We start from the raw sequence: 24,834 nt of genomic DNA, 5'->3' as shown, positions 1-24,834 counted from the left end.
AAAGAACCTGCCTTTGCAGTGCTCACACAGATTGTCTGATGAAAAGTAAATAGCAAGGCGTCTTGCGATTGAGACTGTACGTCCCCTTCGTCTAGAGGCCCAGGACACCGCCCTTTCACGGCGGTAACAGGGGTTCGAATCCCCTAGGGGACGCCACTTGCTGGTTCGTGAGTGAAAGTCACCTGCCGTCATATCTCAAAACTGACTTGCGAGTCATGTTTGAGATATTTGCTCTTTAAAAATCTGGATCAAGCTGAAAATTGAAACGACACATCTTTAATGGTGTGTTCGAGTCTCTCAAATTTTCGCAATCAGAAGTGAAACATCTTCGGGTTGTGAGGTTAAGCGACTAAGCGTACACGGTGGATGCCCTGGCAGTCAGAGGCGATGAAGGACGTGCTAATCTGCGAAAAGCGCCGGCGAGGTGATATGAACCCTTGACCCGGCGATGTCCGAATGGGGAAACCCAGTGTGATTCGTCACACTATCGTTAACTGAATACATAGGTTAACGAGGCGAACCGGGGGAACTGAAACATCTAAGTACCCCGAGGAAAAGAAATCAACCGAGATTCCCCCAGTAGCGGCGAGCGAACGGGGAGCAGCCCAGAGTCTGAATCAGCTTGTGTGTTAGTGGAAGCGTCTGGAAAGTCGCACGGTACAGGGTGAAAGTCCCGTACACGAAAATGCACAGGCTGTGAACTCGAAGAGTAGGGCGGGACACGTGGTATCCTGTCTGAATATGGGGGGACCATCCTCCAAGGCTAAATACTCCTGACTGACCGATAGTGAACCAGTACCGTGAGGGAAAGGCGAAAAGAACCCCGGCGAGGGGAGTGAAAAAGAACCTGAAACCGTGTACGTACAAGCAGTGGGAGCACCTTCGTGGTGTGACTGCGTACCTTTTGTATAATGGGTCAGCGACTTATATTCTGTAGCAAGGTTAACCGTATAGGGGAGCCGAAGGGAAACCGAGTCTTAACTGGGCGTTAAGTTGCAGGGTATAGACCCGAAACCCGGTGATCTAGCCATGGGCAGGTTGAAGGTTGGGTAACACTAACTGGAGGACCGAACCGACTAATGTTGAAAAATTAGCGGATGACCTGTGGCTGGGGGTGAAAGGCCAATCAAACCGGGAGATAGCTGGTTCTCCCCGAAAGCTATTTAGGTAGCGCCTCGTGAACTCATCTTCGGGGGTAGAGCACTGTTTCGGCTAGGGGGCCATCCCGGCTTACCAACCCGATGCAAACTACGAATACCGAAGAATGTTATCACGGGAGACACACGGCGGGTGCTAACGTCCGTCGTGAAGAGGGAAACAACCCAGACCGCCAGCTAAGGTCCCAAAGTCATGGTTAAGTGGGAAACGATGTGGGAAGGCCCAGACAGCCAGGATGTTGGCTTAGAAGCAGCCATCATTTAAAGAAAGCGTAATAGCTCACTGGTCGAGTCGGCCTGCGCGGAAGATGTAACGGGGCTAAACCATGCACCGAAGCTGCGGCAGCGACACTATGTGTTGTTGGGTAGGGGAGCGTTCTGTAAGCCGTTGAAGGTGGCCTGTGAGGGTTGCTGGAGGTATCAGAAGTGCGAATGCTGACATAAGTAACGATAAAGCGGGTGAAAAGCCCGCTCGCCGGAAGACCAAGGGTTCCTGTCCAACGTTAATCGGGGCAGGGTGAGTCGACCCCTAAGGCGAGGCCGAAAGGCGTAGTCGATGGGAAACAGGTTAATATTCCTGTACTTGGTGTTACTGCGAAGGGGGGACGGAGAAGGCTATGTTAGCCGGGCGACGGTTGTCCCGGTTTAAGCATGTAGGCGGAGGTTCCAGGTAAATCCGGTACCTTTTAACGCTGAGGTGTGATGACGAGGCACTACGGTGCTGAAGTAACAAATGCCCTGCTTCCAGGAAAAGCCTCTAAGCATCAGGTAACACGAAATCGTACCCCAAACCGACACAGGTGGTCAGGTAGAGAATACCAAGGCGCTTGAGAGAACTCGGGTGAAGGAACTAGGCAAAATGGTGCCGTAACTTCGGGAGAAGGCACGCTGATATGTAGGTGAAGCCCCTGCGGGTGGAGCTGAAATCAGTCGAAGATACCAGCTGGCTGCAACTGTTTATTAAAAACACAGCACTGTGCAAACACGAAAGTGGACGTATACGGTGTGACGCCTGCCCGGTGCCGGAAGGTTAATTGATGGGGTTAGCGGTAACGCGAAGCTCTTGATCGAAGCCCCGGTAAACGGCGGCCGTAACTATAACGGTCCTAAGGTAGCGAAATTCCTTGTCGGGTAAGTTCCGACCTGCACGAATGGCGTAATGATGGCCAGGCTGTCTCCACCCGAGACTCAGTGAAATTGAACTCGCTGTGAAGATGCAGTGTACCCGCGGCAAGACGGAAAGACCCCGTGAACCTTTACTATAGCTTGACACTGAACACTGGTCCTTGATGTGTAGGATAGGTGGGAGGCTTTGAAGCGTGGACGCCAGTCTGCGTGGAGCCATCCTTGAAATACCACCCTTTAATGGCTGGTGTTCTAACGTAGACCCGTTACCCGGGTTGCGGACAGTGTCTGGTGGGTAGTTTGACTGGGGCGGTCTCCTCCCAAAGAGTAACGGAGGAGCACGAAGGTTAGCTAATCCTGGTCGGACATCAGGAGGTTAGTGCAATGGCATAAGCTAGCTTGACTGCGAGAGTGACGGCTCGAGCAGGTGCGAAAGCAGGTCATAGTGATCCGGTGGTTCTGAATGGAAGGGCCATCGCTCAACGGATAAAAGGTACTCCGGGGATAACAGGCTGATACCGCCCAAGAGTTCATATCGACGGCGGTGTTTGGCACCTCGATGTCGGCTCATCACATCCTGGGGCTGAAGTAGGTCCCAAGGGTATGGCTGTTCGCCATTTAAAGTGGTACGCGAGCTGGGTTTAGAACGTCGTGAGACAGTTCGGTCCCTATCTGCCGTGGGCGCTGGAGAATTGAGGGGGGCTGCTCCTAGTACGAGAGGACCGGAGTGGACGCATCACTGGTGTTCGGGTTGTCATGCCAATGGCACTGCCCGGTAGCTAAATGCGGAAGAGATAAGTGCTGAAAGCATCTAAGCACGAAACTTGCCCCGAGATGAGTTCTCCCTGAGACTTAAAGTCTCCTGAAGGAACGTTGAAGACGACGACGTTGATAGGTCGGGTGTGTAAGCGCAGCGATGCGTTGAGCTAACCGATACTAATGAACCGTGAGGCTTAACCTTACAACGCCGAAGGTGTTTTGGCGAAGAGACAGATTTTCAGCTTTGATTCAGAGTCCGAAGGATTTTGCGCTGAGACAAGGCGGCAAGCGAAGGAAAGGAAGGAGCATACTGAGGTATGTGACTGACTTTACGAGAGCAGCCAACGCAGTATCAGCCCAAAAGACACAGGACAGAGCACAGGAATTTGCCTGGCGGCTTTAGCGCGGTGGTCCCACCTGACCCCATGCCGAACTCAGAAGTGAAACGCCGTAGCGCCGATGGTAGTGTGGGGTCTCCCCATGTGAGAGTAGGGAACTGCCAGGCATCAAATAAGAAGAACCCCGTACCGTAAGGTGCGGGGTTTTTTGCTTTTGTTTTCTCCCTCACTCTCACCCTCACCCTGCGGGAGAGGGCATCAGACCGCACACCACCCCACAATAAACTCAGCAATCTTATCCTCATCATTTAAATCCAGCACCGGAACCTCAACATCGAGAGCGACATCGCTGGCCACCGCAATGACATGCTCATCCAGCGTTAACTCGCTAACATCATGCCCGGCATCGTTTCTGAACAGCAGGATCTTTGCAACGGCCTCATGCTTAAACCCCTCAACCAGCACCAGATCAAGCGTGGAGTGATCCATCCGACTGACCAGATACGCGAGATCCAGCGGTGCTTCATCGGGCGTTTCCGTCATTAATGCCCACCGCTCACGACTTGCCACCATGGTTTGCGCGGCACCTGCCTTACGCAGTTCATAGCTGTCTTTACCCGGTTTATCGACGTCCATATTGTGGTGGGTATGCTTAATCAGCCCAGGGCGGATGCCTCTGGCACAAAGTGCGGGTATCAGCTTTTTGAGCAGCGTCGTTTTCCCGGTACCACTCCAGGCGGCGATAGCTAAAACAGGCGTCATTTTTTCTCCTGCATGGTCTGTAAATCTTCCGTCGTATTCACGTTCACAAATGCAGACTTCCAGTCGCTAAAATCAACGGAATGGCCGCCTGACTGACGCATAAACACCATGACTCTTCGCTCTCCCGCCGTCAGGTAATCCTGCAGCGCTGGAACTAATGATCTATGAATCAGCGTAATAGCAGGATGGTCGCGCTCACCGTCATGCACCCAGACAACCGGTGCACCATCACGAGACTGCACGAGACGCTCGACAAGGCAGGAGGGAATAAACGGCGTATCACACGGGCAGAAAACAAACCACTCTGCCTCAGACTGCTGCATGACCGAGAGCATGCCGGCCAACGGTCCTGGGTAATCCCCGAGAGTATCCTGATAAACGGGGTATCCGCTGCGCTGATAAATATCGATATGGCGATTGGCACTGATGGCTATTGCCGCAACCTGATCTGCAAGCGTGGCAGCAACATGCTGCCAAAGTGGCTTACCGTTAAGGTGCTGAAGCCCCTTATCTTTTCCCGCCATGCGCGTTGCCTTGCCACCCGCCAGAACCACTCCGATGATTTCCTGACCCGGATTCACGAATATCGCCTCTTTTATTGTGGGATTGACCCTGCTAACGTGTCACTCTAAATGAAAGGAGCACCACCATGAAATGTAAACGTCTGAATGAAGTCATTGAACTCCTCCAGCCAGCCTGGCAAAAAGAGCCAGAGCTGAATCTGATGCAATTTTTACAGAAACTGGCGAAAGAGTCAGGTTTTGAAGGTGAACTGACAGACCTTTCTGACGACATCCTGATCTATCACCTCAAAATGCGTGACTCTGCCAAAGATGCTGTTATTCCTGGTATTCAGAAAGATTATGAGGAAGATTTTAAAACCGCATTGCTGCGCGCCCGAGGCGTAATTAAAGAGTAAAAGCTTGTAAGCGGCGGCACCGAAATCGCCACAAGATGATATCCTGAATCATTCGTATAATTTCCGGATGATCGGATGAACGACCAGGCTTTTACTTTCCAGACATTACACCCGGATACCATTATGGATGCGCTGTTTGAGCAGGGTATTCGGGTGGATTCCGGGCTAACCCCGCTAAATAGCTACGAAAACCGCGTCTATCAATTCCAGGACGAGGATCGTCAGCGCTTCGTTGTTAAGTTCTATCGCCCCAAGCGCTGGTCCGCTGAACAAATTCAGGAAGAGCATCAGTTTGCTCACGATCTACTGAATGACGAAGTTCCTGTTGCCGCACCGATAAAATTCAATAACCAAACGCTGCTTACGCACGAAGGGTTCTACTACGCTATATTTCCCAGTCTGGGTGGTCGCCAGTTTGAAGCGGATAATATCGACCAAATGGAGTGGGTTGCCCGCTATCTGGGACGCATCCACCAGACGGGACGCAAAACGTCGTTTATTGCCCGCCCGACTATCGGTATTCAGGAATACCTTTTTGAACCCCGCCAGGTCTTCGAAACCTCAGCGCTTATTCCCTCTGCATTAAAGGACGCGTTTCTCAGCGCGACGGATAAACTTATTGGGGCGGTAAAAGCCTGCTGGCGCGATGATATTTCTGTCCTGCGTTTGCATGGTGATTGTCATGCCGGGAATATTCTCTGGCGCGATGGCCCTCTGTTTGTTGACCTCGATGATGCGCGGATGGGGCCAGCGGTGCAGGATTTGTGGATGTTGCTCAACGGCGACAAAGCCGAGCAACGTATGCAGCTTGAAACGATTATTGAAGCCTATGAAGAGTTTAGCCCTTTTAATTCAGACGAAATTGCCCTGATAGAACCTTTACGTGCGATGCGTTTTGTTTATTATCTCGCATGGTTAATCAGGCGTTGGGATGATCCCGCATTTCCTCGTAATTTCCCGTGGCTTACCGGAGAGGATTACTGGCGCAACCAGATATCCACATTTACTGAGCAGGTTAAGGTTCTTCAGGAACCCCCACTGCAACTAACGCCGATGTATTAATTGGACACACCCAGGAGAGAGTTAATCATGAAAAAAATTTGGCTGGCGCTGGCAGGTATGATTCTGGCATTTAGCGCTTCTGCTGCACAGTTTACCGACGGCAAACAGTACATCACGCTGGACAAGCCCGTCGCTGGCGAGCCACAGGTTCTCGAGTTCTTCTCGTTCTATTGCCCACACTGCTATGAGTTTGAGCAGGTGCTGCATGTTGCTGACAACGTGAAGAAAAAGCTGCCGGAAGGCACCAAAATGACCAAATACCACGTTGAGTTCCTGGGCCCATTGGGTAAAGACCTGACTCAGGCGTGGGCGGTTGCGATTGCGCTGGGTGTGGAAGATAAGATCACCTCCCCTATGTTTGAAGCGGTGCAGAAAACCCAGACCGTCCAGACCGCAGCAGATATTCGTAAAGTGTTCGTTGACGCAGGCGTGAAAGGTGAAGACTACGACGCCGCATGGAACAGCTTTGTCGTGAAATCGCTGGTTGCTCAACAGGAAAAAGCCGCAGCCGATCTGCAGCTCCAGGGCGTTCCGGCGATGTATGTTAACGGCAAATATCAGCTAAACATGCAGGGCATGGACACCAGCAGCATGGATATCTTCGTACAGCAGTACGCAGACACCGTGAAATACCTGGTCGAGAAGAAGTAAATCCAATGATATAAAAACGCCGGTCAATGACCGGCGTTTTTGTTTGAAGCTTTGATGTTCTCTATCTGCTCATCTTTCTCTTTCCAGAGCGTATTAAGCCAAAGCTGGAAACGACGTTTGAAGTTCTTATCGTTAACGTAATCCCCATGCAGTTCGGTATCAATTGGCACCAGATCGACACGAACCACGATACGCGTCAGCTTGCCGCTGAGCATATCGAAGAAAGGCGTCTTGTCGTTTTCCGGATAGCAGAGCGTCACGTTCAGTAATTTATCGAACTGCGCCCCCAGCACGTTAAGCGCCATGGCAATACCCGCCGCCTTGGGTGGCAGCAGGTTCTGATAAGGGGAGCGAGTCTGAAGACGCTTCTCTTCTGTAAACCGCGAGCCTTCGACAAAATTCACAATCGTTGTCGGATGTGCGCGAAACTTCTCGCAGGAACGACGCGTCGTTTCCACATCCTTACCCCGCCGCTCCGGGTGGCGAATCAAATAGCTGCGCGAATAGCGTTTCATAAACGGCATATCCAGCGCCCAGCAGGCCAGGCCGATAAACGGTACCCAGGCCAGCTGCTGCTTCAGGAAGTATTTGTTCATCGGGATATGCTTACGGAACAGCACACATAACACCACGATGTCGGCCCAGCTGTGGTGATTACAGATCAGCAGATACCAGTTCTTTTTGTTGAGTCTTTCCAGACCCTCAACGTCCCACTTCAGGTGAGGATTCAGGCGCAGCAGGATGGCCAACCCTTCGCACCAGCAGTACATCATGAAATTACAAAACGCCGACACGGCTCGCCAAACCGTAGGCAAAGGTAACAGCAGTTTAATTATCCCGGCGATGATGATCGGTACAGAACAGGCGATCGTCACCAGAATAGTTAAAATGATGCTTAACAGTAATGTTATTGCAGCGAGCAATCTCGACATGATGAGCTTTTTCAAATGGTTAGCTGTAAGTTAGCGACCGACTATCCGGTGCAGGGCGCTGATTTTATCAGAAATCAGACAAAATAATGGGGCTTTCATACGGAGAGTTGACAGGCAGCATCTCGCTGCAGAAGATTTCACTACTATTACGCAGCAAACCGGGCATATATCCACATATGCTATATTCTCATTAGCTAGCAATATAATTCATTATTCTCATATAACTAATTGATAAATAGATGATAATTATGTGTCTTTACGCTTTTTTTGCCTTTATTAGTCATATGAAGTGAAAGTATTCACAAACTTATCCACAGTTTAAATTTTTGCGAGCGATCCTCACGATCGTAAAATCTTTTCCTGTATCAGGCGCTAATAACTGATGTTTTCATCCTTCTGTGGCATCCTTTAGTCATAAATTGATTAAAGGCACGGACATTATGGTTCAGATCCCAGAAAACCCTCTTATTCTCGTCGACGGCTCTTCTTACCTGTATCGGGCGTATCATGCGTTTCCTCCTCTGACCAATAGCGCAGGGGAACCCACCGGCGCGATGTACGGTGTACTTAACATGCTGCGTAGCCTGATCCTTCAGTATCAGCCAACCCATGCGGCAGTCGTTTTTGATGCGAAAGGCAAAACTTTCCGCGACGAGTTATTTGAGCATTACAAATCTCACCGTCCGCCAATGCCTGACGATCTGCGTGCGCAGATTGAGCCGTTGCATGCGATGGTGAAAGCGATGGGGTTACCACTGATGGCGGTTTCTGGTGTGGAAGCGGATGACGTCATTGGCACCCTGGCGCGTGAAGCCGAAAAAATGGGCCGTCCGGTTCTCATCAGTACTGGTGATAAAGATATGGCGCAGCTGGTGACGCCAGGGATCACCCTTATTAATACCATGACCAACACCATCCTCGGCCCTGAAGAGGTGGTCGCAAAATATGGCGTGCCGCCAGAGTTGATTATCGATTTCCTCGCGTTGATGGGCGACTCATCGGATAACATCCCAGGCGTGCCAGGCGTTGGCGAAAAAACGGCACAGGCACTCCTTCAGGGACTGGGCGGGCTGGATACGCTGTATGCGGAGTCTGACAAAATCGCCGGGCTCTCTTTCCGTGGCGCAAAAACCATGGCCGGGAAGCTGGAAGAGAATAAAGAGGTGGCTTATCTCTCCTATAAGCTGGCGACGATTAAAACCGATGTTGAGCTGGAACTGGGATGTGAGCAGCTTGAGGTACAACAACCGTCTGCGGATGACCTGCTGAGCCTGTTTAAGAAATACGAATTTAAGCGCTGGACCACCGACGTGGAAGCCGGTAAATGGCTGCAGGCAAAAGGCGCCAAACCGGCTGCGAAGCCAAAAGAGACGATTGTCATTGATGCCGACGATCAGGCTGAAGAAGAAGCCGCAGCGCTCTCTTTTGAGCACTACGAAACCATTCTTGAAGAGTCACAGCTGGTTGCCTGGATCGAGAAACTGAAAAAAGCACCGGTGTTTGCTTTCGACACGGAAACCGACAGCCTGGATAACATTACCGCCAATATGGTGGGCCTGTCCTTTGCGACAGAGCCGGGTATCGCTGCCTATGTTCCCGTCGCGCACGATTACCTGGACGCACCGGAGCAACTCTCTCGCGAACGCGTACTGGAACTGCTGAAGCCGATTCTGGAAGACGACAATGCGTTGAAGGTGGGGCAAAACCTCAAATACGATCGCGGTATTCTGCAAAACTACGGTATTGAGCTGCGCGGTATCGCGTTTGATACCATGCTGGAATCCTACATTCTGGACAGCGTAGCAGGCCGTCATGATATGGACTCCTTGTCTGACCGCTGGTTGAAGCACAAAACCATCACGTTTGAAGAGATTGCCGGTAAAGGCAAAAATCAACTCACCTTTAACCAGATAGCGCTGGAAGAGGCGGGACGCTATGCGGCAGAAGATGCCGACGTCACGCTGCAGCTGCACCTGAAGATGTGGCCAAAACTGCAGAAGCACGAAGGGCCGCTGAATGTGTTTCAGAACATTGAGATGCCGCTGGTACCTGTTCTTTCACGCATCGAGCGCAACGGCGTAAAAATCGATCCGACGGTACTGCATAACCACTCGGGCGAACTCGCCCAGCGTCTGACCGAACTGGAGCAAAAGGCGCATGAGCTTGCCGGTGAGCCGTTTAACCTCTCATCCCCAAAACAGTTGCAAACCATCCTGTTTGAAAAGCAGGGGATCAAACCGCTGAAGAAAACCCCTGGCGGCGCACCTTCCACCTCTGAAGAGGTACTGGAGGAGCTGGCGCTGGATTATCCACTGCCAAAAGTCATTCTGGAGTACCGTGGTCTGGCAAAGCTGAAATCGACTTACACCGATAAGCTGCCGCTGATGATCAACCCGAAAACGGGTCGTGTGCATACTTCATACCATCAGGCTGTGGCGGCCACCGGACGTCTCTCCTCGACCGATCCAAACCTGCAGAACATTCCGGTACGAAATGAAGAAGGGCGTCGCATTCGTCAGGCGTTTATTGCACCTGATGACTATCTGATTGTTTCTGCTGACTACTCGCAAATCGAGCTGCGCATTATGGCGCACCTCTCGCGTGATAAGGGCCTGTTGACTGCCTTTGCCGAAGGGAAGGACATCCACCGGGCAACCGCTGCGGAAGTCTTTGGTCTGCCGCTGGACAGCGTGACAAACGAGCAACGCCGCAGCGCGAAAGCAATCAACTTCGGCCTGATTTACGGCATGAGCGCTTTCGGTCTTTCACGCCAGCTCAATATTCCGCGTAAAGAGTCGCAGAAGTATATGGATCTCTACTTCGAGCGATATCCGGGCGTACTGGAATATATGGAACGCACCCGCGCGCAGGCGAAGGAAAAAGGCTACGTTGAAACACTGGACGGTCGTCGTCTCTACTTACCCGACATTAAATCCAGCAACGCGGCACGCCGTGCCGGGGCAGAACGTGCTGCAATCAACGCCCCGATGCAGGGAACCGCAGCTGACATCATCAAGCGCGCGATGATCGCCGTGGATGCCTGGCTGGAAAAAGAGAAACCGCGCGTGAAAATGATCATGCAGGTACACGATGAACTGGTGTTCGAAGTGCACAAAGACGATCTCGATAGCGTGTCGAAGACAATCCACGAACTGATGGAAAACAGCATGAAACTCGATGTGCCGTTGCTGGTGGAAGTGGGAAGTGGTGAAAACTGGGATCAGGCTCACTAATGGTTCGGCGAATAACGCGCTTTTTATGTAAGTTAGCAACATAACGACGTGCGTTTTGTGACGATCATTAGAATTCCCTATGTAAAGAATGAAAAAAAACTACAAAAAGTGCTTTTTCTGCAGCAAAAAAAGGGGTAGAGTTAGCTGCGTAGGGTACAGAGGTAAGATGTTCTATCTTTCAGACCTTTTACTTCACGTAATCGGATTTGGCTGAATATTTTAGCCGCCCCAGTCAGTAATGACTGGGGCGTTTTTTATTGCGGCAAAGAAAATTTCGGACAAAAAAAAGCGCGGCCATGGCCGCGCCCGGTATTACTCTTCTTCCGCTTCTGTTGCGGGCTCCAGCTCACTGAACCAGCTGTCGAGCTTCTGACGCAGCTTATCCACACCCTGCTTTTTCAGCGAGGAGAACGCTTCAACCTGCACATCTCCGTTGAATGCCAGTACCGCTTCACGAACCATATTCACCTGCGCTTTACGCGCGCCGCTCGCCAGCTTATCCGCTTTTGTCAGCAGCACCAGAACGGCAATATCGCTTGCCACAGCCCAGTCGATCATCTGCTGATCAAGGTCTTTCAGCGGGTGGCGAATATCCATCAGCACCACCAGGCCTTTCAGGCACATGCGCTTTTCCAGGTATTCACCCAGCGCGCGCTGCCACTTGATCTTCATCTCTTCCGGTACCTGCGCGTAACCGTACCCCGGTAAATCGACCAGGCGTTTTCCTTCGGCCACTTCAAACAGGTTAATCAGCTGGGTACGGCCAGGTGTTTTTGAGGTACGCGCCAGGTTCTTCTGATTGGTCAGCGTATTCAGTGCGCTGGATTTCCCCGCATTCGAGCGGCCAGCAAAGGCCACTTCGATGCCGGTATCAGAGGGCAGGTGGCGAATATCGGGCGCACTGGTGACAAAATGCGTCTGTTGGTAGTTCCAGGTAGTCACGTGGTCGTCTCCAAAAATCGTAATCTGCGAGGGATTATACCTGAATGCAGGCAAAAGACTTTTTTGATTGCACCTGGTCTGTAGGCTTAAGCCCTGGCCGATGTGAGACATCGGCTATAGATGTTATGAGAAATTTCAGAGAAATCGCAGGTGTAAAAAAATACAAACTGTTTTAAATCATAAGATTAATATTGAGTGATTATCTGAAAATCCGTTTTTGTACCCTTTCGTTGCTTGTTAGTTTAAATGAACAAGGTAAAGTGTGCGTCAAGGCGGGGATGCCAACAGGATAATGACTTAGGGATAAGGGTCAGGAGCGCCAGGAGGCGAAGACGCAGGATTGTCAGGATGACCAGCGCCTGGAGGCGTTTTAACAGGAAAAGGAACCGTATCACGGACGGTATCAGCCAACGGATAAACAGGGTTTGTTGTAGGCAAACACGGAATGTCTGACCCGTTAAGGGTTATGAGTCAGGAAAAAAGGCGACAGATTGCTCTGTCGCCTTTTTTCTTTGCTTGCTTTCTGCTAGATTTCGCCGCAATTCTATACTGAAGAAAACGACTTAAAGATAAAACATCATGAAAAAACCGACCTCCGCAGCGGGCGCGAAACGCCCTGCCAAAGCACGCCGCAAAACGCGCGAAGAACTGAACCAGGAAGCGCGCGATCGCAAACGCGAAAAAAAACATCGCGGTCATGCTGCGGGTAGCCGTGCAAACGGTGGCGGTGCATCTGGCGCGTCTGCTAAAAATAAGCCGCAGAAAGATCCACGTATCGGCAGTAAAACTCCCATTCCACTGGGCGTGACAGACACCCCGGTCACTAAGCAGCACAAACCAAAGAGCGAGAAACCTATGCTTTCACCGCAGGCTGAGCTGGATTTGCTGGAGAACGATGAGCGCCTGGACGCGCTGCTGGAACGTCTTGAAGAGGGTGAAACCCTGACCGTTGAAGAGCAGTCCTGGGTGGATGCCAAACTGGATCGCATCGACGAACTGATGCAGAAGCTGGGCCTGTCATACGACGATGACGAAGATGAAGAAGAAGACGAAAAGCAGGAAGATATGATGCGTCTTCTGAAGGGTGGAAACTAACATTTGCACCCGGCAGGAACGATAGTCCTGCTTATAACCCTTCCGGTTATATGTTATCTGGTGTGGTTATTCGTTAAACTACGGCGGTTGTCGCGGCGACAGAAGTGGCTGCGCACCCGAATGATGGTCCGCAATGGGGCCAGAACGGGCCGCCGTATGCGAACGCGACACCAACGGAAGGAGTGAGCATGTCTGTACCATCTATCGACTGGGATTTGGCCCTGATCCAGAAATATAACCATTCCGGGCCGCGTTATACCTCATACCCCACCGCGCTGGAGTTCTCCGATGCCTTCGGTGAGGGTGATTTTCAGCAGGCCGTCGCGCGCTATCCAGAACGCCCGCTGTCGCTCTACGTCCATATTCCGTTCTGCCATAAGCTCTGCTACTTCTGCGGCTGCAATAAAATTGTCACCCGTCAGCAGCATAAAGCCGATCAGTATCTGGATGCGCTGGAGCAGGAAATTTTGCACCGCGCGCCGTTGTTTACTGGCCGTCACGTCAGCCAGCTTCACTGGGGCGGCGGTACGCCAACCTATCTGAATAAAGCGCAGATCAGCCGTTTGATGGCGCTTCTTCGCGGCAATTTCCATTTTAATGACGACGCCGAAATCTCGATCGAGGTCGATCCGCGTGAAATTGAGCTGGATGTGCTGGATCATTTACGTGCCGAAGGCTTCAATCGCCTGAGTATGGGCGTTCAGGACTTCAATAAAGAGGTCCAGCGTCTGGTGAACCGTGAGCAGGACGAAGAATTTATCTTTGCCTTACTCAACCATGCGCGTGAAATTGGTTTCACCTCAACCAATATCGATCTGATTTACGGCCTGCCAAAGCAGACGCCGGAGAGCTTTGCTTTTACGCTGAAACGCGTGGCTGAACTTAACCCGGACCGCCTGAGCGTGTTCAACTATGCGCATCTGCCGACGCTCTTTGCCGCGCAGCGCAAAATCAAAGATGCCGATCTGCCTTCTGCTCAACAGAAACTGGATATTCTCCAGGAAACCATTACCTCGCTGACCGAGACCGGATATCAGTTTATCGGTATGGATCACTTTGCCCGTCCGGATGACGAGCTGGCTGTTGCTCAGCGCGAAGGGGTACTGCACCGTAATTTCCAGGGCTATACCACCCAGGGCGATACCGATTTGGTGGGGATGGGTGTTTCCGCCATCAGCATGATTGGCGATTGCTACGCGCAAAACCAGAAAGAGTTGAAGCTCTACTATCAGCAGGTGGATGAAAAGGGCAACGCGCTGTGGCGCGGCATCGCGTTAACACGTGACGACTGCATTCGTCGTGATGTGATTAAGGCGCTTATCTGCAACTTCCGTCTCGATTTCAGCGACGTTGAGTCGCAGTGGGATCTGCACTTTAGCGATTATTTTGCAGAAGACCTGAAGCTGCTGGCGCCGCTTGCGAAGGACGGGCTGGTGGATGTGTCGGAGAATGCGATTGAGGTCACGCCGAAAGGACGTTTATTGATTCGTAATATCTGCATGTGCTTTGACGCTTACCTTCGGCAGAAAGCGCGTATGCAGCAGTTCTCGCGGGTGATTTAAGCCGCAAAAGCATGAAACGTAGGCCGGGTAAGGCGAAGCCGCCACCCGGCTTTTACATTTTTACCCGCTAGCTAAACAGACCAACCAGCGCCGCACACAACACTGCAGCAACTGCGGTTTGCGGCGTGTGGCTTTCTGCGGCTCCGCTAGAGAGCATATGTACTAATGTTTCCAGCATGATGTTCACCCCCAATTTCCGGGCACGATCATACAAAACTCATCGACACAGTAAAGCGCAAAATAACGGCAATTTGCGCTCAATTAGTAATCTTTACACAGCGGTGAAGATTACTCCATTCCCAGCTCTTTAAGCTTACGCGTCAGGGTATTACGTCCCCATCCCAGCAGGCGGGCTGCTTCCTGTTTATGGCCCTGCGTATGACGAAGCGCGGTGGTTAACAGCGTGCGTTCCATCTCCGGCTGCGCCTCAGAGAGCAAATTTTGATGACCGGAACGCAGCGCGCGATCGGCCCACTGCGCCAGCAGCGTCGCCCAGCTGTCCGGCAGCGCATGGCCCGTACTGCTTTCAGGGGCAGTTGCTTCAAACAGCTCGGCCGGCAGATCCTGAATCAAGACCTCCTGTCCGGCGGCCATGACGGTGAGCCAGCGACAGGTATTTTCCAGCTGACGCACGTTACCCGGCCAGGCCAGGCGGGTGAGGGCGGCATCGGTTTCCGGGTGAAGCTGTTTGGCTTCTACGCCCAGTTCACGCGCGGCGACCTGCAGGAAGTGACGCGCCAGGCGAGGGATATCTTCGCGACGTTCACGTAGCGGCGGTAGATGGACGCGGATGACGTTCAGGCGATGGAATAAATCCTCACGGAATTTTCCTTCCTGCACGCGTTGCTCCAGGTTCTGGTGTGTCGCGGCAATAATGCGTACATCCACTTTCACCGGCGCATACCCGCCCACGCGATAAAACTGTCCGTCGGCCAGCACGCGCAGAAGACGGGTCTGAACATCCAGCGGCATATCGCCAATTTCATCCAGGAATAATGTCCCCCCGTCAGCCTGTTCGAAGCGGCCCTGACGAATGGTATTTGCCCCGGTAAAGGCGCCTTTTTCGTGGCCGAACAGTTCGGATTCAATCAAATCTTTCGGGATAGCCGCCATATTCAGAGCGATAAACGGCGCTTTTGCCCGCGGGCTATGGCGATGTAAGGCGTGCGCGACCAGCTCTTTACCGGTGCCCGATTCACCATTAATCAATACGCTGATGGACGAACGCGACAGACGGCCAATAATGCGAAACACATCCTGCATCGCCGGTGCTTCGCCAATGATGTCCGTGGTAGGGCCGAAATCGGGCGCATTACGGGGCTGTTGCTGCTCCTGGTAATGGCTAATGGCGCGCTCAACCAGCGCGACCGCTTCGTCGATATCAAATGGCTTGGGCAGGTAGTCGAATGCCCCTTGCTGATAGGCGCTAACGGCGGCATCCAGATCGGAGTGTGCCGTCATTATGATGACCGGAAGCATAGGGTGGCGTTGTTTGATCTGCTTTAAAAGCGCCAGCCCGTCCATACCCGGCATACGAATATCCGACAGCAGAACATCCGGCGTTTTGGTGGTGAGTGCGTCGAGCACTTCGCTGCCGCTCTCAAACGTCGTGCAGCTTAATCCCGCCCCTGTGAGCGCGCGTTCAAGCACCCAACGGATGGAGCTATCGTCATCGACTACCCAGACTATCCCTCGTTGCATAAACGTCACCTTTATTTTTTAATCGGCAGGAAAACCGAAAACTCGGTATGTCCCGGCCAACTGGTAAATTCAATTTTTCCAGAGTGTTGATCGATCAAACTGCGGGCAATGGATAATCCCAACCCGGTACCGCCTTCGCGACCGCTGACCATCGGGTAGAACAGGGTGTCCTGCAGATGAGATGGGATCCCCGGCCCGTTGTCCTCAACGTCGATGCGTGCCGCCAGCCGATAGCGCACGCCATGCAAGGTGAGCTGGAATGCGGTACGGGTACGCAAAATGATTTCGCCGCCTTCCGGTCCCAGAGCCTGCAGCGCATTACGCACAATATTCAGCAGGACCTGCTCAATTTGGTCCGGATCGTGCGCCAGTTCCGGCAGGCTGGGGTCATAATCACGCACCAGCGTAACGTTCTCCGGCAGCTCCATGGAGACGAGCTTCACCACCCGTTCAGCCACTTTATGAATGCTTTCGGTGACGTGCATACCCGGCTGTTGCGGCCCGAGCAGGCGGTCAACCAGGTTACGCAGACGATCGGCCTGCTCAATGATGACGTTGGTATACTCCGCCAGCGCAGGGTCCGGCAGCGCTTTGGTTAACAGCTGCGCCGCCCCGCGTAATCCGCCCAGTGGGTTTTTGATTTCATGCGCCAGGCCCCGCACCAGATCGCGGGCAGCAATTTGCTGCGCATGCTGAAGTTGCTCCTGGCTCAGTCGGCGCTGATTGTCCATCGGCGCCATTTCGAGCAGGATCAGCCCTTCAGGAAGACGTTGCGCTGTAAGCGACAAAATATGCGAGCGCCCGTCGATCACCAGCGTCACTTCGTTATCGGTGAACCCCTGACCGGCCTGCAGACTTTCCTGCATCAGGCCAATGTTCAGCGAAAAATAGCTCAATAATTCTGGCAGCGGAGTGCCAAACAGTTTGCGTGCGCTTTGGGCGAGCAGTTGCTGCGCCGCCGGGTTGGCGTAATGAACAGCCAGCTCGTCGTCGACCAGCAAAATGCTGTTAATTAACGAATTGAGGATCTGCCCAGCATCGGGCAGCGTGCCAGTTGCCATTCAGCAGTCTCCTGGAGTTGGTTGCACTAATTTAGTGCAGTATAGCTTTTTCGTCGTAAAAAGCGCGTGAGATCAGGTTGTTGGTGGAGAAAAAAGCCCATCCGGAGATGGGCTGAAAGTTTCCACGGCAACAAAAAAAAGCTTTCGGGGCCGCGCCTGAAGGGGGGCGCGAAACCCGTTGTAACTTAAACGCTGTAATACAGTTCGAATTCAACCGGATGCGGAGTCATGCGCACGCGGTCGTTCTCTTCAGTACGCAGGGCGATGTAAGCATCGATAGCGTCGTCAGTGAACACGCCACCCGCAGTCAGGAACTCGCGGTCTGCGTCCAGTGCTTGCAGGGCTTCTTCCAGAGAGCCTGCAACCTGTGGGATCTCTTTCGCTTCTTCTGGCGGCAGGTCATACAGGTTTTTGTCCATTGCTTCGCCTGGGTGGATCTTGTTCTTGATACCGTCCAGACCGGCCATCAGCAGTGCTGCGAAGCACAGGTATGGGTTAGCTGCTGGATCCGGGAAGCGCACTTCGATACGACGCGCTTTAGGAGAAGCCACCACCGGGATACGGATAGAAGCAGAACGGTTACGCGCTGAGTAAGCCAGCATAACAGGTGCTTCGTAGCCTGGGACCAGACGCTTGTAAGAGTTGGTGGTTGGGTTCGCCAGGGCGTTGATCGCTTTAGCGTGTTTGATTACGCCGCCAATGTAGTACAGCGCCTGCTCAGACAGACCTGCATATTTGTCACCAGAGAACAGGTTGGTACCGTTCTTGGACAGGGACATGTGGCAGTGCATACCGGAACCGTTGTCGCCAAACATTGGTTTTGGCATGAAGGTCGCGGTTTTACCGAAACGGTGTGCAACGTTGTGCACAACGTATTTGTAGATCTGAATTTCGTCCGCTTTTTTGGTCATGGTGTTGAAGCGGGTTGCCACTTCGTTCTGACCAGCAGTCGCCACTTCGTGGTGGTGAGCTTCAACTACCAGGCCCATCTCTTCCATCACCAGACACATGGTGGAACGGATGTCCTGTGAAGAATCGACCGGAGGAACCGGGAAGTAACCGCCTTTCACGCCAGGACGGTGACCTTTGTTACCACCTTCGTATTTGGTGGAGGAGTTCCATGCACCTTCGATGTCGTCGATAGCCACGTGGGAGCCAGAGATAGAGGCACCGAAACGAATGTCATCGAACAGGAAGAATTCTGGCTCTGGCCCGAACAGAACGGTGTCTGCGATGCCGGTAGAACGCAGGTACTCTTCTGCACGTTTAGCGATGGAGCGTGGGTCACGGTCGTAGCCCTGCAGCGTGCCTGGCTCGAGGATATCGCAACGGATGATCAGGGTTGGCTCTTCGAAGAACGGATCAATGACCGCCGTGGTCGCGTCTGGCATCAGAACCATGTCAGATTCGTTAATGCCTTTCCAGCCACCAATGGAGGAGCCGTCAAACATTTTGCCTTCTTCAAAGAATTCGGCGTTTACCTGATGAGCAGGAATAGTGACGTGCTGTTCTTTACCTTTAGTATCGGTGAAGCGCAGATCAACAAACTTCACTTCATGTTCGTTCAGCATCGTCAAAACGTGTTCAGCGGACATACTTAACTCTCCAGATTGGTCATTGTCGTCGTGGTAACGAGGTCTTCAACTTCTATCAAGGTGGCTATGAGGCCATCTTTTTGCCGTATTTTTATAAAGCGAAATCTGTGCCAACTTTTAAAACACCCCAAAAAGGCGTTATCATGCGCACCATAGTGCAAAAGTGCTGCACCACAATGGTTATGTTGCACCAGTATAGTGCTTCAGTGTGAACACTGAGCACCATATTGGTGCAATTTTCGTTAAAGTGCCCTTTTTACGCTCCGTGAAAGCGATCACAAAGCATCTCTGCAATACTTGTTTGCGGGGGATGTTTGTGATCCTGTTTTGTAGTGCGATTAATCCGTGTACAATAACGCGCTATTTCTAATGCCTGAGGCAAAGTTGTGATCGAAAATTTGCGTAACATCGCCATCATCGCGCACGTTGACCATGGTAAAACTACCCTGGTTGATAAGCTGCTGCAGCAATCCGGTACGTTTGATGCACGTGCCGAAACTCAAGAGCGTGTGATGGACTCCAACGATTTGGAGAAAGAGCGTGGGATTACCATCCTCGCGAAAAACACCGCTATCAAATGGAATGACTACCGTATCAACATCGTTGATACCCCAGGGCACGCCGACTTCGGTGGTGAAGTTGAGCGCGTGATGTCCATGGTGGATTCCGTGCTGCTGGTGGTTGACGCCTTTGACGGCCCAATGCCGCAAACGCGTTTCGTGACCAAAAAAGCATTTGCCCATGGCCTGAAGCCTATTGTTGTTATCAACAAGGTTGACCGTCCTGGCGCACGTCCTGACTGGGTTGTTGATCAGGTGTTCGACCTGTTCGTTAACCTTGACGCGACCGACGAGCAGCTGGACTTCCCTATCATCTACGCTTCGGCGCTGAATGGTATTGCGGGTCTGGATCACGAAGATATGGCGGAAGACATGACCCCGCTGTATCAGGCGATTGTCGATCACGTACCGGCTCCGGATGTTGATCTTGATGGTCCTCTGCAGATGCAGATCTCCCAGCTGGACTACAACAACTACGTTGGCGTTATCGGTATCGGCCGCATCAAACGCGGTAAAGTGAAGCCGAACCAGCAGGTTACTATCATCGATAGCGAAGGCAAAACCCGTAACGGTAAAGTGGGCAAAGTGCTGACTCACCTGGGTCTGGAGCGTATCGACAGCGATCTGGCTGAAGCGGGCGATATCATCGCGATCACCGGTCTGGGCGAGCTGAACATCTCTGACACCATCTGCGACCCGCAGAACGTGGAAGCGCTGCCAGCCCTGTCTGTTGATGAACCAACGGTAACCATGTTCTTCAACGTCAACACCTCTCCGTTCTGTGGTAAAGAAGGTAAATTCGTTACCTCTCGTCAGATCCTTGACCGCCTGAACAAAGAGCTGGTGCACAACGTTGCGCTGCGCGTTGAAGAAACGGAAGACGCTGATGCCTTCCGCGTATCCGGTCGTGGTGAACTGCACCTGTCTGTTCTGATCGAAAACATGCGTCGTGAAGGTTTCGAGATGGCGGTTTCCCGTCCGAAAGTTATCTTCCGCGAAATCGACGGCCGTAAACAAGAGCCGTTCGAAAACGTAACGCTGGACGTTGAAGAGCAGCACCAGGGTTCTGTGATGCAGGCTCTGGGTGAGCGTAAAGGCGACCTGAAAAACATGAATCCAGATGGCAAAGGCCGCGTACGTCTCGACTACGTGATCCCAAGCCGTGGCCTGATCGGCTTCCGTTCTGAGTTCATGACCATGACTTCCGGTACTGGTCTGCTGTACTCCACCTTCAGCCACTACGACGACGTACGTCCGGGTGAAGTGGGCCAGCGTAACAACGGCGTGCTGATCTCTAACGGTCAGGGTAAAGCGGTTGCGTTTGCGCTGTTCGGTCTGCAGGATCGCGGTAAGCTGTTCCTGGGTCACGGTGCTGAAGTGTATGAAGGCCAGATCATCGGTATTCACAGTCGTTCTAACGACCTGACGGTAAACTGCCTGACCGGTAAGAAACTGACCAACATGCGTGCGTCCGGTACTGACGAAGCAACGGTTCTGGTTCCACCGATCAAGATGACGCTGGAGCAGGCTCTGGAATTCATCGATGACGACGAACTGGTAGAAGTGACTCCACTGTCTATCCGTATCCGTAAACGTCACCTGACCGAGAACGATCGTAAACGTGCAATGCGCGGTGCGAAAGAAGAGTAATACGGTCATTCCGTTAGCCGGGTAAGCGCATGCGCCGCCCGGCAGTAAAAAGCCGCTGATTGCTCAGCGGCTTTTTTTATTAGAACGAATACCGCAATCCCAGGCGAATCCGGTACTGCTCCCGGTTGTAATCATTCCATCTGTCCAGCCACTGCAGTTCAAGATATGGCAGCCAGTTTTTGTCGATCTTGTAGCTGAATTTATTGGTAATTTCCCAGTGATGATCTTTGCCATTTTTGCTGTGGTAATCATTCACCCGCTGGAAAAAGTGCGGTTCAAAGGTATAAAAAAACGCATCCGTCACTTTGAAATTCCAGTAGTTAGCAAACTCGTGCGTATCGTTCTTATCCATCTGCCCGTTATAGTCCGGCGTATCGTAATTGTTATGGTTATAGCGATAGCGGAACGTCAGGTTGAACCCGTCCGTAAATTTATAATTGGTATCTAAATAGACCGCACCACCCGATCCTGCGCTGCTGTCGTTAATCAATCCGCCGGGCTGGAAGGTGAGCTTATCGGTGGGTTTAAAGAGCGGATACCACCCCTCTATTTCGTTATAGCTGTGCTTAAGCTCATCCCATTTCCCCACGTTATAGGCATTGGTGAACATCAGCCCCGCGCCCATATCGAAGTTATAGCCTGCACGCAGGATCACCTCGTGCAGCTCAGAGGCCGTATTGTATGCTTCGCGGGTTTCGACATAAGCCCCGGCAAATACCGGGCAGGACACAGACGACACGATCAGTACAGTAATGATTCTTTTCATAATTTGTCCATGTATCAGGTACAGAAAGGCCTCCCTCCTGATGAACAGGAAGGACATAGTGGCCGGTTTTATTGTTATAAAGTGACTGCTGACGCTTTATTGTTGGTGGTTATCTCAGGGGTATTCGCGGTTTGTTTTTTCCGTTTTCCAATCTCCTCGATAATAAAGGCGAAGCGCGCTTCGTTGAGTTTATAAAACAGCCCCATGGTCACGGCGGCAACGACAGCCAGGCCGCACGGCCAGAGGAAAATAAGCTGACGCAGACCAAGTAGCGTGCCAGCGCTCTGCACCGCATGGGGAACGTAGCCAATCTGGGTCAGCATGATGCCAGGCAGAAAACCGGCGAGGGCGGCAGAGATTTTGCGCGAGAAGGTATAGCCGGTATAAACCGACCCTTCAGCACGAATGCCCGTTTTCCACTCGCCGTAATCAACGGTATCCGGTACCAGCGCCCAGTTCAGGCTGTTCACAAACGCCGTGCCGAAAAACGCCATGCAGGAAAACAGCACGAACAGCAGGGAACTGGTCCCCCATAAGAAGTTCAGCACGTCGCCCACCGCCCACAGCGCCAGCCCGCCCAGATAGACCGGTTTTTTGCCAAAGCGCTTCACCGCGCCGGGCACCAGAAACACGCCAATCAGAATGCAGCCCATGCTGAAAAAGCCCATCCACGACAGCAAATGCAGATCGTTTAGCACGTACTGGGTGTAATAGACCTGAATCGCCAGCTTGATGTTAAAGGCGGCAAGGGTACACAGGTTGGCGATACACAACACCAGCAGCGGCGGATTGCGGAAAATCGCGCAGAATGATTTCAGAATGCCGGGCTTATGGTGATCGGGCGTAAGCTCCACGTAGCGCTCTTTCACGCCGCTGTAGCACCACCACATGCAGAACAGGCCACCGGTGACGAACACCAGCGCCGCCACCAGATAGCCGAGGGAGGGCTGGCTGACGAACAGCGCCTGAATGGGCATAAAGCCGACGGTGCAGAGCAACAGCCCCACGGTTGCGCCGCCCTGACGCCACGCCGCAAGCTGTGCGCGCTCGTTCGGGTTTTTGGTAATGGCCGGGACCATCGCACCGTAGGCGCAGTTCATCAGGCTATAGCAGAGGCCAAACATCATGAAGAGCACGGTGGCGAGCGCCGTTTTCACCGTCAGGCTAAAGTCGTTGGCCATAAACTGCGCCGTCGCGACCAGCGCCACCGGGACGGAGGCATAAAGAATGAATGGCCGGAATTTTCCCTTCGCGCCGATGTTACGCCGGGAGTCCAGCAGCACGCCGGTCAGCATGTCGGTGAACGCGGTAAAAAACTTCGCTACCAGGAAAATAATACCGCCATAGAAGGCGGGCATGCCCAGTTCGTCGGTGTAAAACTTCAGCAGATACAGCGTGCCAATACACAGCATCAGATTCGAGCCAAAATCGCCCATCCCGTAGGCGCACTTCTCTCGCAGGCTCAATTTCAGGGTTAACGGATCAATGTTATATGTCATGGTCGATCCTCAGAGCGCCCGCAGGGCGCGCTCTCTCGTCATTTATGCCGTACGTTTACGCAGTTCGATCTCTTCCACGATGCGCACATACATCTTCTCGTTGAGATTGTAGAAACAGCCCATCGCCACAATGGTGATGACCGCCAGCAGGCTCGGATAGATAAAAATCAGCTGCCGCAGTCCTTCAACCGTTCCGGCGGATTGCACCACGTTGGGCACATAGCCAATTTGCGTGAGCATGATCCCCGGGAAGAAGCCCGCCAGTGCCTGGGATACCTTCCTGAAGAAGGTAAAGCCGGTGTAAACCGTTCCTTCAGATCGCACGCCGGTGCGCCACTCGCCGTATTCCACGGTATCGGATACCAACGCCCAGTTCAGGCTGTTCACGAACGCGGAGCCGAAGAAGGCCAGGCAGGAGAACGCCACAAAGCTCACCGAGCCGCCGCCGAAGAAGTAGTTGAGCAGATCGCCCGCCACCCAAACCATCAGCCCGCCGATATAGACTTTTTTCTTGCCGAAGCGCCGCACCGCGCCGGGCATCATAAAGACGCCGATAAAAATACAGCCCATGCTGAAGAAACCCATGTACGACAGCAGTATCGGGTCGTTCAGCACGTACTGCGTGTAGTAAACCTGGATGGCGAGTTTGACGTTAAAGGCACCCAGCGTGCAGAGGTTGGCGATGCACAGGATAAACAGCGGACGGTTTCCGGCAATGGCGCGAAACGACTGCAACAGCCCCGGTTTTTGCGCCGAATGAGCAGGCTGCGTCTCGACGTAACGCTCGGTCACGCCTTTGTAGCACCACCACATAAAGAACAGCCCGAACAGCGAGAAAAGCGTGGCGGCAAAGATATAGCCAAGCTGATCGTTGCCCTCAATCAGGTTCATTACCGGGACAAAACCGACGGTACAGAGCAGCAGGCCAAGCGTGGCGCCGCCCTGACGCCAGGCGGCCAGCGAGGCGCGCTCGTCCGGGTTTTTGGTAATGGCGGGTACCATCGCGCCGTAAGAGCAGTTCATCATGCTGAAGAACAGGCCGTACAGCATGAACAGCACCGTTGCCATCACCGTTTTACCGGTGATTTCAAACGGCGTACCGACGAAGTTGGCAATCGCCAGCAAGGTCACCGGGAAGGCGGCATATAGCACGAACGGGCGGAATTTCCCTTTCGGGCCGATGTTGCGCCGGGAGTCGAGCATGATCCCGGTGCCCATATCGGTGAAAGCGGTAAAGAATTTGGCAATCAGGAAGATAATCCCGCCGTAGGTACCCGGCAGGCCCAGCACGTCGGTATAAAACTTCAGCAGATACAGCGTGCCGATATCCAGCAGGATGTTAGAGCCGAGATCGCCCATCCCGTAGGCGAGTTTTTCTTTAAACGGCAGGCGTAGGGTTGCCGGATCAGAAGTATGTTGACTCATTATTGTTCTCCGTCTGCCCGCAGGTTTCCCCGCGGGCGAG

General features: G+C 52.7%; 18 protein-coding genes, 1 tRNA gene and 2 rRNA genes. 10 read left to right on the top strand and 11 right to left on the bottom strand.

Annotated elements, in window-relative coordinates; genetic code table 11:
• Positions 1-80: 80 nt before the first annotated feature.
• From ACQG19_RS24690 to rrf, 3 genes are all read left to right on the top strand, one after another.
• Positions 81-156: transfer RNA gene (locus ACQG19_RS24690), tRNA-Glu, on the top strand.
• Between the two features lie 183 nt (positions 157-339).
• Positions 340-3,243: ribosomal RNA gene (locus ACQG19_RS24685) — 23S ribosomal RNA — on the top strand.
• Positions 3,244-3,430: 187 nt separating this feature from the next.
• Positions 3,431-3,546 (top strand): 5S ribosomal RNA (rrf, locus tag ACQG19_RS24680).
• A 91-nt stretch (positions 3,547-3,637) separates the two neighbouring features.
• On the opposite strand, the gene mobB is transcribed toward rrf, so the two are convergent.
• Together mobB and mobA are read right to left on the bottom strand one after the other, a co-directional pair.
• Positions 3,638-4,141 (bottom strand): molybdopterin-guanine dinucleotide biosynthesis protein MobB, encoded by a 504-nt coding sequence (gene mobB / locus ACQG19_RS24675; protein WP_058650930.1) that lies wholly within the window; start codon positions 4,139-4,141, stop codon positions 3,638-3,640.
• Positions 4,138-4,722: a molybdenum cofactor guanylyltransferase MobA gene (gene mobA, locus ACQG19_RS24670; protein ID WP_102752904.1), complete on the bottom strand. Its 585-nt coding sequence runs from the start codon at positions 4,720-4,722 to the stop codon at positions 4,138-4,140. Before mobA ends, mobB begins: the two co-directional genes overlap by 4 nt.
• Before the next feature lie 68 nt (positions 4,723-4,790).
• On the opposite strand from mobA, the gene ACQG19_RS24665 reads away from it, so the two are divergent.
• The 3 genes from ACQG19_RS24665 (at position 4,791) to dsbA (ending at position 6,773) form a co-directional block, all read left to right on the top strand.
• Positions 4,791-5,060, top strand: a complete 270-nt coding sequence (locus ACQG19_RS24665) for a YihD family protein (RefSeq protein ID WP_013099387.1) — start codon at positions 4,791-4,793, stop codon at positions 5,058-5,060.
• A 75-nt stretch (positions 5,061-5,135) separates the two neighbouring features.
• Complete coding sequence (locus ACQG19_RS24660) at positions 5,136-6,122, top strand: serine/threonine protein kinase (protein WP_222169246.1); 987 nt, start codon at positions 5,136-5,138, stop codon at positions 6,120-6,122.
• Between the two features lie 27 nt (positions 6,123-6,149).
• Entirely contained in the window at positions 6,150-6,773 is a 624-nt protein-coding gene (gene dsbA / locus ACQG19_RS24655; protein ID WP_013099385.1) for a thiol:disulfide interchange protein DsbA, read from the top strand.
• Positions 6,774-6,796: 23 nt separating this feature from the next.
• Here dsbA and ACQG19_RS24650 read toward each other — a convergent pair whose 3' ends face one another.
• Positions 6,797-7,705 carry an acyltransferase gene (locus tag ACQG19_RS24650; protein ID WP_013099384.1) on the bottom strand — a complete coding sequence of 303 codons (909 nt, stop codon included), beginning with the start codon at positions 7,703-7,705 and terminating at the stop codon, positions 6,797-6,799.
• A 440-nt stretch (positions 7,706-8,145) separates the two neighbouring features.
• Between ACQG19_RS24650 and polA the strand changes: the two genes are divergently transcribed.
• Entirely contained in the window at positions 8,146-10,938 is a 2,793-nt protein-coding gene (polA, locus tag ACQG19_RS24645; RefSeq protein ID WP_246932988.1) for a DNA polymerase I, read from the top strand.
• A gap of 312 nt (positions 10,939-11,250) precedes the next feature.
• Here the strand turns inward: polA and yihA are convergent, their stop codons facing one another.
• Positions 11,251-11,880, bottom strand: a complete 630-nt coding sequence (gene yihA / locus ACQG19_RS24640) for a ribosome biogenesis GTP-binding protein YihA/YsxC (protein WP_020686870.1) — start codon at positions 11,878-11,880, stop codon at positions 11,251-11,253.
• Positions 11,881-12,459: 579 nt separating this feature from the next.
• On the opposite strand from yihA, the gene yihI reads away from it, so the two are divergent.
• Positions 12,460-12,975, top strand: coding sequence for a Der GTPase-activating protein YihI (gene yihI, locus ACQG19_RS24635; protein WP_102751759.1), 516 nt, complete (start codon positions 12,460-12,462; stop codon positions 12,973-12,975).
• 188 nt (positions 12,976-13,163) lie between these two features.
• Positions 13,164-14,537 carry an oxygen-independent coproporphyrinogen III oxidase gene (gene hemN, locus ACQG19_RS24630; RefSeq protein ID WP_102751760.1) on the top strand — a complete coding sequence of 458 codons (1,374 nt, stop codon included), beginning with the start codon at positions 13,164-13,166 and terminating at the stop codon, positions 14,535-14,537.
• A gap of 67 nt (positions 14,538-14,604) precedes the next feature.
• Here the strand turns inward: hemN and ACQG19_RS24625 are convergent, their stop codons facing one another.
• The 4 genes from ACQG19_RS24625 to glnA all read right to left on the bottom strand — a co-directional run bounded on the left by ACQG19_RS24625 (position 14,605) and on the right by glnA (position 18,894).
• Positions 14,605-14,715: a YshB family small membrane protein gene (locus ACQG19_RS24625; protein WP_032618432.1), complete on the bottom strand. Its 111-nt coding sequence runs from the start codon at positions 14,713-14,715 to the stop codon at positions 14,605-14,607.
• A gap of 110 nt (positions 14,716-14,825) precedes the next feature.
• The gene (gene glnG, locus ACQG19_RS24620) at positions 14,826-16,238 is read right to left on the bottom strand and encodes a nitrogen regulation protein NR(I) (protein WP_013099377.1); all 1,413 of its coding nucleotides are present in this window, start codon (positions 16,236-16,238) and stop codon (positions 14,826-14,828) included.
• 11 nt (positions 16,239-16,249) lie between these two features.
• A complete protein-coding gene (gene glnL / locus ACQG19_RS24615; protein ID WP_008501857.1) occupies positions 16,250-17,299 on the bottom strand; it encodes a nitrogen regulation protein NR(II) in 1,050 nt (349 codons plus the stop codon).
• Positions 17,300-17,484: 185 nt separating this feature from the next.
• Positions 17,485-18,894, bottom strand: coding sequence for a glutamate--ammonia ligase (gene glnA, locus ACQG19_RS24610; RefSeq protein WP_013099376.1), 1,410 nt, complete (start codon positions 18,892-18,894; stop codon positions 17,485-17,487).
• Positions 18,895-19,280: 386 nt separating this feature from the next.
• Here glnA and typA point away from each other — a divergent pair, with 386 nt between their 5' ends.
• Complete coding sequence (typA, locus tag ACQG19_RS24605) at positions 19,281-21,104, top strand: ribosome-dependent GTPase TypA (protein WP_008501854.1); 1,824 nt, start codon at positions 19,281-19,283, stop codon at positions 21,102-21,104.
• Between the two features lie 79 nt (positions 21,105-21,183).
• Here the strand turns inward: typA and ompL are convergent, their stop codons facing one another.
• The 3 genes from ompL to ACQG19_RS24590 all read right to left on the bottom strand — a co-directional run bounded on the left by ompL (position 21,184) and on the right by ACQG19_RS24590 (position 24,794).
• Positions 21,184-21,870, bottom strand: a complete 687-nt coding sequence (gene ompL / locus ACQG19_RS24600; protein WP_013099374.1) for a porin OmpL — start codon at positions 21,868-21,870, stop codon at positions 21,184-21,186.
• A gap of 74 nt (positions 21,871-21,944) precedes the next feature.
• A complete protein-coding gene (locus ACQG19_RS24595) occupies positions 21,945-23,369 on the bottom strand; it encodes an MFS transporter (protein ID WP_100168589.1) in 1,425 nt (474 codons plus the stop codon).
• A gap of 42 nt (positions 23,370-23,411) precedes the next feature.
• Entirely contained in the window at positions 23,412-24,794 is a 1,383-nt protein-coding gene (locus ACQG19_RS24590; protein ID WP_038985321.1) for an MFS transporter, read from the bottom strand.
• Between the last annotated feature and the right edge of the window lie 40 nt (positions 24,795-24,834).

It is taken from the genome of Enterobacter cloacae complex sp. 277I4, assembly GCF_050031465.1.
Taxonomy (GTDB): Bacteria; Pseudomonadota; Gammaproteobacteria; order Enterobacterales; family Enterobacteriaceae; genus Enterobacter; species Enterobacter cloacae.
Note: the sequence above shows the minus strand (reverse complement) of the source record. Positions and strands in the feature narration are given on the sequence as shown.